This is a genomic window from Solibacillus merdavium (genome assembly GCF_014836935.1).
Taxonomy (GTDB): Bacteria; Bacillota; Bacilli; order Bacillales_A; family Planococcaceae; genus Solibacillus; species Solibacillus ferritrahens.
The window spans coordinates 206,486-217,788 of sequence record NZ_JACSPW010000002.1; the positions used below are offsets into that span (position 1 = coordinate 206,486).

The following is an 11,303-nucleotide window of genomic DNA, read 5'->3' on the forward strand; positions in this document are numbered from 1 at the left end:
AACTGCCTTTATAACTGTGTATTAGTGATCAAGTTAAATTACGAATGAGATGATAGCTGCAACACCTACGATCGCCAATATTACGAAGAATAATAACGTAACATAAGTTGCGATCTGTTGAGATTTTTTAGACTGTGTAATACCCCAGCTTACTAAGAATGACCATAGGCCGTTAGCTAAGTGGAATGCTGCTGAAACGATACCGACAATATAGAATGCCAACATTAATGGATTGTCAACGATTTCCACCATCATATCGAAGTTAACTTCAGCACCAAACGCTTTTTGAATACGCGTTTGGAAAATGTGCCACGCAATGAAAATTACTAGGAAGATTCCTGTAAAACGTTGTAAAGCAAACATCCAGTTACGGAATGTGCTGAAACGACCCGTATTGTGTGTAGATGTAAATGCAATAAACACACCATAGAATCCGTGGAACATTAATGGAATATAGATAATAATCCATTCCATTGCTAACAATAACGAATGTGGAACTAATTCCATCATACCTGTTGCGTTATTGTAAACCTCTTCACCACCAACTGCAGTGAAGTTCAAAGTTAAGTGGAACACCAAGAACAACCCGACAGGAACTACACCTAATAACGAGTGTAAGCGGCGCCATAAAAATTCACGATCTTTCGACAAAACTGTTACCCCCCTTAGTACTTGAAATACACAATGTGCAACGCCTCAAAATTGTAAACGTTGTGTTATTGACTGCGCATTTCATCATGGTACAATATTATGACATGTCCATTGTACTCTCAACAGATACTAGCGTCAAGGTAACGAGGGATATTTTATAATCATTTTAAAGACGGATTTATGCTATTTAAAGTCCAGTTTTTTCTACTTATAACTATTTTCTTCCTGAAAGAATGAAAATTATAAGAAAATTTATGAAAGAGGTTTTTAATATGGAGGGGTACAAAATGAAAACGATTCCAAGTTTTGGATATGAAATCCTTCGCGATCATCTTCTACCATCGATTTTAGGTAAGCATGAGGAAGATGTTTTATATTGGGCAGGGAAAGAACTCGCACGTAAATTTCCGCTATTTGCCATGGATGAGCTTCCTTCATTTTTTGGGGAGGCCGGTTGGGGTCAGTTAATTTTAGATAAAGAAATAAAGGATGAACTTCATTACATACTTATGACAACCGAGGAAATGTCGATTAATATTGAGCAGCGCTGTTTTCGTTTAGAGGCTGGCTTTTTGGCCGAGCAAAAACAAAAGCAACTCGGTTACTTAACCGAATGCTATGTAGAAAAAATCGAAAAGAAGAATTACGTCAAATTCATTTTAAAGTGGGATTTAAAAGAGAAGATTTGAGCATAACTAAAAACTGTTGCTTTTTTTTAGAAAGCAACAGTTTTTAGTTCCTTTAATATCATAAATATAGCATTATCACTATTAATTAGCACCAAGAAAGCTCTAAATTTATCTTCTACCTTATTTTATGAAGCCGGAACTTCCTTCATTGCTATATTAAATTCCTCATGCAAAGCGTTTGCAGCATACACCATATCTTCTTGTGGAACAACGACTGACACTTTTATTTCAGATGTACTAACCATTTTAACCGGAATATGCTCACGTCCTAGACGCGCAAACATGCGTGCCGCAACTCCTGGATTCGAAGCCATCGCTGATCCAATAATCGATACTTTAGCCAAACCGACTTCAAAATCTGCAAAACTAAATCCTAGTGACAGTTTACTCGATTCTAATACACGTAAAGCTTCTGCAAACTCTACTTTAGATATTGTAAAGGAAATAGTAGGCTTTATCCCATCAATTACTGCCTGCACAATAATATCAACATTGATATCATTTTCTGCTAAAACACTAAATACTTCGGCTAATGACGCTGTTTCATATGAATCATATCCAATTGTTAAACGAATAATATCAGATTCGTATGCCACCCCGCGCACAAGTAAATTCTTTTCCATGTCTACATCCCCTTTTATTAATGTACCTTCTACATCCTCTTTAGCTGAGCGTACAACGATTGGCATATTGTATTTTTTTGCAAGCTCAACCGCACGAGGATGCAAAATTTTAGTACCTAAATTTGAAAACTCCAACATTTCATCATATGAAATCTCAGAAAGTTTTGTAGCACTTTCAACACGCTGAGGATCTGCCGTATAAATACCCTCCACCGATGAATAAATATCGACACGCTCCGCATTTAAAGCAACCGCTAATGCAACAGCGGAAGTTTCAGATCCACCTTTCCCTAATGTCGAAATGTTATCGGTCTCTGTTATTCCTTGAAAACCTGATACAACAACGATTTCTCCTAATTCAAAATGCTTTTCAATACGTTTATTATCTACAAAATCAATCCGGGCATTACCATATTTTTCATTCGTTTGAATACCTGCCTGCCAACCGACAAGTGAAACTGCTTTCCCACCATGCTCTTGAATCGCTATTGCAAGAAGGGCACTAGTCAACTGCGCTCCTGTAGCGATTAATGCATCCATATCACGCTTCGACGGTTCATGCGTAATTTCCGCTGCAAATTGGCGTAAATTTTGACGAATGGGTGTCATCGAAGAAACGACAACGACTAAGTTTATGCCGCGACCTTGCTCTTTTATCACCTTTTTTGCAACCTGTACTATTTTTTCTGTTGTTGCCAACATAGGTCCACCAAACTTTACTACGACTGTTTGCAATCTCTTCCACTCCTTATTTTTGCGCATAAAAAAAAACGACTTTCCATATGTTCATGGAAAGTCGCCGTCAATACAAATAAAAGTTTATATGCTTTTCAGGATAGCTCTCCAGAACATAAAGTTCTGACAATCTTACATTTCTTAAATGTAAAACCAGCAAAACACGTGAACAATACGCATTTCACTTCGGCAGAATTCCCTTTCAATTGCTGTCGCTGGAATTGTTCTTCCTCGAGCAATTTACTCTTTAATACTGCACCTCTATCATTAGTAACTATTGAATTACCATTTATAGTAACATAACCTTATTATTTATTCAATGATGCTTCGTGAAAATGGCGATAAATCACTTCTGCTAATTTTGCAGGGACACCGGCTTCTTGCAATTGCAGCTCAGTTGCTTCACGAATTTTCTTCACCGATCCGAAATGCTTCATAAGTTGTTGTTTACGTTTAGGTCCTACCCCTGCAATGCCATCAAGTACGGATGTAATTGCATTCGTCTGATGTTGTTGACGCAAAAATGTAATGGCAAACCGGTGTACTTCATCTTGTATACGCTGCAATAAGTAAAATCCATCACTTGTCCGTTTTAAAGGTACAACTTCCGGTGGAGCACCAAACAACAGCTGTGATGTATTATGCTTATCATCTTTTGCAAGACCTGCTATTGGGATCATTAATCCTAACTCATCTTCAATTACTTCTCTTGCGACCTCCATTTGTCCCTTTCCCCCATCAATTAGGATTAAGTCCGGTAGTGGTAAATTCTCCCGCAATACTCGTGTATAACGACGACGAATGACCTCTTGCATCGCGCCATAATCATCATGTTTTGCGGCTTCCCGCGTTTTATATTTCCGGTATTCTTTTTTTGCAGGCTTCCCGTCAACAAAAACAACCATTGCAGAAACAGGATCCGCACCGTGCATATGACTATTATCAAAAGCTTCTATACGGAGTGGCAATGGAATTTGCATAGCTTCGGCAAGTGCTTCACAAGCTCCTACTGTTCGTTCTTCCTGCCGCTCAATTAACTGGAATTTCCCATGTATTGCAATATTGGCATTTTTCATCGCTAGATCGACCAGCTCTTTTTTTGTTCCGCGCTTTGGGGTTTGTACCTTTACATTTAAAAGCTTTTGCAAAATCGTTCCATCAATTGTCTTTGGTACGAAAATCTCTTTTGGTAGTAAATGATGTGGCTGCTCGTAAAAACGTCCGACAAATGTTAAAAATTCTTCTTCCGCCTCGTTATAAATAGGGAAAATGGAAACATCACGTTCAATTAATTTTCCTTGCCGTACAAAAAATACTTGTACACACATCCAGCCTTTTTCGACCGCATAGCCAAATACATCTCGATTGCTCAAATCATCCGATACTATTTTTTGCTTTTGCATAACCTGCTCGATATGTGCAATTAAATCCCGGAATTCCTTGGCCCGTTCAAATTCAAGCTTTTCGGCGGCATCCAGCATTTTTTGCTGAAGGTCATTTTGAATCTCTTCGACACCACCGTTTAGAAACTTTGAAATTTCACCAATCATTTCATCATATACTTGTTTTTCAATGTCTTTTACACAGGGGGCTAAACATTGCCCTAAATGATAATACAGGCATACTTGATTTGGCAGATGTGTACATTTACGAAGTGGATATAAACGATCGAGCAATTTCCGCGTTTCATTGGCAGCATACGCATTTGGATAAGGTCCAAAATATTTTGCCTTATCCTTTTTTACTTTCCTAGTTGTTATTATTCGAGGGTAACGTTCATTCGTTATTTTTATATAAGGATATGTTTTATCATCTGTTAACTTCACATTATATTTCGGATCATGTAATTTTATTAAATTCAGCTCTAGTATAAGTGCTTCAAGATCACTTGAAGTTACAATATATTCAAAGTCCTCTATTTCACTGACTAATCTCGCTGTTTTACCATCATGGCTGCCTGTAAAATACGAACGCACTCGGTTTTTTAATACTTTCGCCTTGCCGACATATATTATTGTGCCTTGACGGTCTTTCATAATATAGCAGCCGGACTCATTCGGTAATATTTCTAGCTTTGCTTTAATATTTGCATTCATATTCTCACCCATTTGGATATGTCATTCACTTTATTTTAACTTATAGTCCTATAAGAAAAAAGCCGTACACCTTATTAGGCATACGGCTTTACAATTTAATTATTTGTTATCGTTAATAAAGTCGATTAAAGCTTCTTTTGGCATGAAGCCAGCAGTTTTTGCTTTTAATTCACCATCAACAAATAATAATAATGATGGGATTGACATAATTTGATAATCTGCAGCAGTGCCTTGGTTGTTATCTACATCCACTTTTACGATTTTTACATCGTTACCGATTTCTGCATCTAATTCTTCAAGAACTGGAGCAATCATTTTACATGGTCCGCACCATGCAGCCCAAAAGTCTACTAAAACTGTGCCGTTTGAAATTTCCTGTGGGAAAGTTTGATCTGTACCGTGTACAATTGCCATAATAAAATAGCCTCCTTCAATAACATATGGTTGTAGTATAGCATGTTTTGCCATTTAAAAAGTAGTAAAATGCTCGGGAATATGAACGCAGGATATTTCACCGTCTTTTTTCATGTTTTTCCCATTTATTTCGGACATAAAAAGCTTCCCTCAAAAGAGGGAAGCTTACTTATTATGCGTTTACTTTAAGCGCTTTAAATTCTTCGATTAACATTGGTACTACTTCAAATAAATCGCCTACAATACCATAGTCCGCTACTTTGAAAATGTTTGCTTCCGGATCTTTGTTAATGGCAACGATTACTTTCGAATTCGACATACCAGCCATATGTTGGATAGCACCAGAAATACCAGCTGCAATATAAAGGTCAGGTGTTACTACTTTACCTGTTTGACCAATTTGTAATGAGTAATCACAATATTCTGCGTCACATGCACCACGAGAAGCACCAACTGCACCGCCTAGTAAATTGGCAAGTTCTTTTAATGGCTCAAATCCTTCTTCGGATTTTACCCCACGACCACCTGCTACTACTACTTTTGCTTCTGAAAGGTCAACACCTTCTGTTGATTTACGAACAACTTCTTTAATGATAGTACGTAAATTTGTAATATCAACTGATACAGACGATACTTCACCAGTACGAGAACCGTCTTTTTCTAAAGGTGCGATATTATTCGGACGGATTGTCGCGAAGATTACGCCGTCTTTAATTTTTACTTTCTCAAATGCTTTACCAGAATAGATTGGACGGATGAATACTGTATCATCGCCAGAACCTTCGATATCTGTTACATCCGAAACTAAACCGGATTGTAAGCGAGAGGCAATTTTTGGAGATAAGTCTTTGCCTAAAGATGTATGACCGAAGACAATTGCTTCTGGGCTTTCTTGTTCAACGACCGCTAAAATAGCTTGGCTGTAGCCGTCAGATGTATAATTTTTCAAGTGTGGATGCTCGACTGTAATTACGCGGCTTGCGCCATAGGCAACTAACTCTTGAGCTAAATCATTTACTGAATCCCCTACTAATAATCCTACTACTTCTCCACCGTCAGCGATTTTTGAACCTGCTGCGATTGCTTCAAATGTAACGTTACGTAAGCTCCCTTCTCGAACCTCACCTAACACTAAAACTTTTTTCGTCATAAAATATCCCTCCATTACCATCTTCGTAAAAATTTTCGTATCTCAAGTTGATATTCTATTAAATTACTTTCGCTTCACTATGAAGTAAGTTTACTAATTCTTTTACCTGCGCTGAAAGATCCCCTTCTAATACACGACCAGCTGCTTTTTGTGGCGGCAAGTAAATTTCAACTGTTTCTACTTTTACTTCAACATCGTCTTCATCGATATCTAAATCATCTAACTCAAGCTCTTCAAGCGGCTTTTTCTTCGCTTTCATAATACCTGGTAAAGATGGGTAACGTGGCTCATTTAACCCTTGTTGAGCTGTTACTAATAATGGTAAAGATGTTTCTAATACTTCAGAGTCCCCTTCAATATCGCGAACAATTTTTACATTCGTTCCATCGATTTCAAGGCTTGTAACTGTTGTTACGTAATTAATTCCGAGTAAATCTGCAAGACGAGGACCTACTTGCCCTGAACCACCATCAATTGCTACGTTTCCAGCTAAAATTAAATCTGCTTCTTTATCTTTTAAATATTCTGATAGAATATAAGCTGAAGAATATTGGTCCAGCTCATCTAAATCATCTTCTGTATTAATTAATACCGCTTCGTCAGCACCCATTGCTAAAGCTGTTCGCAATTGCTTTTCTGCATCTTCGCCACCGATTGTCACAACTGTTACTTTACCGCCTAATGCGTCACGCTTTTGAATTGCTTCTTCAATTGCATACTCATCATATGGGTTGATGATGAACTCAGCACCATCTTCTTGAATTTTACCGCCTGATACGACGATTTTTTCTTCTGTGTCAAAAGTACGTTTTACTAATACAAAAATATTCATAATCTAGACCTCCTAAAAGCTTTTTAATTTAATCCCGTAAAAACGGGGCGGATACATTTATTTACTTTCCTGTAAATACTGGTTCACGTTTTTCAATAAAAGCATGGATGCCTTCTTTTGCATCTTCTGATACGAATACATCCCCAAAGCTATTAGCTTCTGCATTTACACCATCATAGTAGGAAGATGGTTTTGAATAATTAAGCATTTGAATCGCTGCCTTTAAGGCAATTGGCGATTTCTTTGCAATTTTCTTCGCAATTTTTAAAGTTTCTGTCAGAAGCTCTTCATCAGAGAAAGCACGGTTTGCTAAGCCCCATTCTACAGCTTCTTTTCCAGAAATCGGATCGCTGGTGAACATCATTTCGGCTGCTTTAGCCATACCTACATAGCGAGGTAAACGCTGTGTTCCAGCAAAACCAGGTATTAGTCCAAGCGATAATTCAGGAAGTCCAAGTTTTGCGGATTCTGTTACGAAACGCATATGACATCCCATCGCAAGTTCTAACCCTCCCCCCAATGCTGCACCGTGAATGGCGGCAATTACTGGTTTACTGAATGTTTCAACGCGTTCAAAAACGTCTTGTCCTTTTTTCGCCAATCCTGTAAATTCTTCACCAGTCTGTACGTTTGTAAATTCTTTAATATCAGCACCTGCAGAGAAGAATCGTCCATCACCATGGATGACAATGACACGTACAGTTTCATCATTTTCAACAGCATCTAATAGTGCATTAACATCTTGAATTAAGCCTTGTGAAAGTGCATTGGCTGGTGGTCTTGAAATAGTAGCAATAGCTACACCTTCTTCTACTTTCCAACTTAGAAACTCCATTTCTCTACATCCCCTTTAAGCTTTTAATGCATTTAACAATAATTGCTGTATTTTTGGAGCCTGTTCCAATAAGTTGTAACGATTGTCATTCATTACCCAAGTCGTTGTAATTTCATCGATTGTACCAAATACCATTTGTCTCGCAATACGAACATCCATCGCTTGATTAAATTCACCGTTAAGCATACCTTCAATTAAAATTTGATCAAGTAAAATTAAGTATTCTTTTAGAATAGCATTAATTTTCAGTCTAATTTCTTTATTCGATTGCCTTAATTCAAGTTGAGTTACAGTTGCCAGATGCCGATCGCTTGATAAAACGTGTAAATGATTATCAATCATCTTACATAACTTATCAGAAGCACTATCCCCACTTTTTATTATAGCCTGTAAATTGTCTACGAATATACCCATTTTTTCCTGAAATACAGAAATTAAAATATCTTCTTTATTTTTAAAATATAAATAGATCGTACCATCAGCTACCCCAGCCTGTTTTGCAATCTTTGAAACTTGAGCTTGATGATAGCCGTTTTCTGCGATTGCTATGACTGCAGCATCTACTATTTGCATGTATTTGGGTTTATTTCGTTTCAAGCTGATCACCACCAAAAAAATATGAAAACATGAATGACCATTCATTCATATTTTCATATTATAATTTGTTCTTCAATCTGTCAATAGTTTGCTCTACAATTAATTATTTTGCTTCCTGCTGTGGCATTTTCTGTTTTTCTTCATCGATAAGAGTACGGCGCAAAATTTTACCTACTGCTGTTTTTGGCAGCTCAGCACGGAATTCATAAAAACGTGGTACTTTATAGGCAGCTAAATTTTTCCGGCAAAATTCATTTAGCTCTTTATCTGTAACAGACTTACCTTCTTTTAAGACAATATAGGCTTTAACTGTTTCACCGCGATATGGGTCAGGTATACCTGCTACAACACATTCCTGAATTGCTTCGTGCTCATAAAGAACTTCTTCCACTTCACGCGGATAAATATTGAAACCACCAGCAATAATCATATCTTTTTTACGATCTACAACATAGAAATAACCTTTATCATCCATATACCCTAAATCGCCTGTTAAGAACCAGCCATCAGCAAAAGTCATCGCAGTTTCTTCCGGGCGATTCCAGTAGCCCTTCATTACTTGAGGTCCTTTAACAGCAATCTCACCAATTTCACCTACCGGCAGGATTTCTGTTTCACCAGAGCGTAAGATTACAGAATCTGTATTTGGCCACGGTAAACCGATTGAACCATTTATACGATTTTCCCAAATTGGATTGGCATGTGTAACCGGAGAAGTTTCAGTTAAACCGTATCCTTCTACTAAACGTCCGCCTGTCAATGCTTCAAATTTCTCCTGTACTTCCAAAGGTAATGGTGCCGAACCGCTTAAACAAGCTTTTATCGATGATAAATCATACTTTGCTAAATCAGGATGATTCAATAAACCAATATACATCGTTGGTGCACCCGGGAATAATGTAGGCTTTTGCTTATCGATTGTTTTTAAAGCCTGTTCAGCATCAAACTTCGGTAATAATATCATCTTACCTTGCTGCATTACCGATAAAATGATCACCGTCGTCATACCATAGACATGGAAGAAAGGCAGGATTCCTAAAATTGACTCTTCACCTTTTTTACATTTGTACATCCATGCATCACACATCATCGTATTGGCAATAAGGTTTTTGTGTGTTAGCATAACGCCTTTTGGATACCCTGTTGTTCCACCTGTATATTGCAATAAAGCCAAGTCATTTTCAAAATCAAAATCAAGCTCGATTTTATCCATTTTGGCCATTTTCATGACTTCTGTGAATAAATGATTAGTGCCACTATGTTCCACTTTTACGCTAAACCCATATTGCTTCTTTTGAATAAATGGATATATTAGGTTTTTGGGGAACGGTAAGTAATCTTTAATTCCTGTAACAATGACATTTTCGATACTCGTTTTGTTCATAATCTTCATTACACGAGGATAAAGAATATCCATTACTAAAATAACTTTAGCACCCGAATCTGCCATTTGATACTGCAACTCTCGCTCCGTATAAAGGGGATTTGTCTGAACAACGATTCCACCTGCGTACATCGTACCATAATAAGCAATTACAGCCTGCGGGCAATTCGGTAACATGATTGCTACTCGATCACCTTTCTCCACCCCTAGAGAACGTAAATAATTAGCAAACTTCATTGCAGATTCATATAATTCTTTATACGTCAGTTCGCGCCCCATAAAGTGTATAGCAACTTTGTTAGGTAAAGACTCATATGCCTGCGTCAAAAATTGATGTACCGGAAATTCAGGCAGTTCCAATACATGTGGTACTTCTTGCGGATAGCTCGAAAACCAAACTTTTTCTGTCATAAAACTTCTCCCCTTTGCTAAAGCTTTACTTGTTTTTATTATTATAAGTAAAAAAGGAAATTCTTTCAAACTATTTTCATAGATTTATACATTTTATTCTCGTTTATACGTTTATTTTCTCGTTATTTACTTTTGATTTTATAGTATTATCGTAGCAAATTGACATGAGATCACCCATTTAGTATAGAAATATACTTTTTCAGTAAAATTTTTTAACATTCAAAATTTTATTTCAACTACTGTATTAATTATAGTATTGATTAATCTTTTTTATGAATAACATAATATTCCAGTAAAAAATTCAACAAAAAAAGCAAACAAACTAACAGTTACGCTAGTTCATTTGCTCCTAAGCCTAAAGGGTCACCATGTAGTAAATGCCGACTACTAGAAATATTATGCAGACGGCTATTAGTATTTTCGATAAAGTTTCCATATTTAAACTCCTAAGATATACTTGCTCCTATTACAAATGATAAACCAAGTGAAATCGTAAATGAAATAAAACCTACCGAGCGATTATCTGCCGCTATTTCTTCATCAACATTGAACTTTGGTGTTAAAAATTCAAATAAAAAATAGGCAAAAATCAGCAGTGTAAACCCGAACAAACCCCAGCCAAGCATTTCAATAAAGGATGTATGTTGATTAATGGAATATCTGAAAATATTGCAAACACCCAAAATTTTCCCGCCGGTAGCTAAAGCGACTGCGACATTCCCCTTTTTTATTTCATCCCAATTTTTATACTTTGTTACAACTTCAAACAAAATCATCGATACGAATAAGCAAAGGACTACGACACTAAAATAGCCTGCCGTTTCTACGAGAGGATGGTGCCAAAAATTTGAACCTAGCAATCCATTTTACCCCCTTTAAATTTTCT

11 protein-coding genes and 1 riboswitch are annotated in these 11,303 nt (G+C 36.9%); of the genes, 1 reads left to right on the forward strand and 10 read right to left on the reverse strand.

The window, feature by feature from the left end:
• Nucleotides 1-33 precede the first annotated feature (33 nt).
• Complete coding sequence (locus tag H9632_RS04025) at nt 34-651, reverse strand: succinate dehydrogenase cytochrome b558 subunit (protein WP_191702821.1); 618 nt, start codon at nt 649-651, stop codon at nt 34-36.
• 272 nt (nt 652-923) lie between these two features.
• Between H9632_RS04025 and H9632_RS04030 the strand changes: the two genes are divergently transcribed.
• Complete coding sequence (locus tag H9632_RS04030) at nt 924-1,340, forward strand: YslB family protein (protein ID WP_191702822.1); 417 nt, start codon at nt 924-926, stop codon at nt 1,338-1,340.
• A gap of 125 nt (nt 1,341-1,465) precedes the next feature.
• On the opposite strand, the gene H9632_RS04035 is transcribed toward H9632_RS04030, so the two are convergent.
• The 9 genes from H9632_RS04035 to H9632_RS04075 form a co-directional block, all read right to left on the reverse strand.
• On the reverse strand, nt 1,466-2,698 hold the full coding sequence (locus H9632_RS04035; protein ID WP_191702823.1) for an aspartate kinase: 1,233 nt from the start codon (nt 2,696-2,698) through the stop codon (nt 1,466-1,468).
• A 93-nt stretch (nt 2,699-2,791) separates the two neighbouring features.
• Nucleotides 2,792-2,970, reverse strand: a riboswitch (Lysine riboswitch).
• Nucleotides 2,971-3,006: 36 nt separating this feature from the next.
• Nucleotides 3,007-4,794, reverse strand: a complete 1,788-nt coding sequence (gene uvrC, locus H9632_RS04040; RefSeq protein WP_191702824.1) for an excinuclease ABC subunit UvrC — start codon at nt 4,792-4,794, stop codon at nt 3,007-3,009.
• Nucleotides 4,795-4,893: 99 nt separating this feature from the next.
• Nucleotides 4,894-5,208: a thioredoxin gene (gene trxA, locus H9632_RS04045; RefSeq protein ID WP_191702825.1), complete on the reverse strand. Its 315-nt coding sequence runs from the start codon at nt 5,206-5,208 to the stop codon at nt 4,894-4,896.
• Nucleotides 5,209-5,380: 172 nt separating this feature from the next.
• Nucleotides 5,381-6,358: an electron transfer flavoprotein subunit alpha/FixB family protein gene (locus H9632_RS04050; RefSeq protein ID WP_191702826.1), complete on the reverse strand. Its 978-nt coding sequence runs from the start codon at nt 6,356-6,358 to the stop codon at nt 5,381-5,383.
• 58 nt (nt 6,359-6,416) lie between these two features.
• Nucleotides 6,417-7,190, reverse strand: a complete 774-nt coding sequence (locus tag H9632_RS04055; RefSeq protein ID WP_191702827.1) for an electron transfer flavoprotein subunit beta/FixA family protein — start codon at nt 7,188-7,190, stop codon at nt 6,417-6,419.
• 61 nt (nt 7,191-7,251) lie between these two features.
• Nucleotides 7,252-8,025 carry an enoyl-CoA hydratase gene (locus tag H9632_RS04060; RefSeq protein WP_191702828.1) on the reverse strand — a complete coding sequence of 258 codons (774 nt, stop codon included), beginning with the start codon at nt 8,023-8,025 and terminating at the stop codon, nt 7,252-7,254.
• A 15-nt stretch (nt 8,026-8,040) separates the two neighbouring features.
• The gene (locus H9632_RS04065; protein ID WP_191702829.1) at nt 8,041-8,622 is read right to left on the reverse strand and encodes a TetR/AcrR family transcriptional regulator; all 582 of its coding nucleotides are present in this window, start codon (nt 8,620-8,622) and stop codon (nt 8,041-8,043) included.
• Nucleotides 8,623-8,725: 103 nt separating this feature from the next.
• The gene (locus tag H9632_RS04070; RefSeq protein WP_191702830.1) at nt 8,726-10,417 is read right to left on the reverse strand and encodes a long-chain-fatty-acid--CoA ligase; all 1,692 of its coding nucleotides are present in this window, start codon (nt 10,415-10,417) and stop codon (nt 8,726-8,728) included.
• Between the two features lie 446 nt (nt 10,418-10,863).
• Nucleotides 10,864-11,277 (reverse strand): DUF350 domain-containing protein, encoded by a 414-nt coding sequence (locus H9632_RS04075; protein ID WP_191702831.1) that lies wholly within the window; start codon nt 11,275-11,277, stop codon nt 10,864-10,866.
• Nucleotides 11,278-11,303 lie beyond the last annotated feature (26 nt).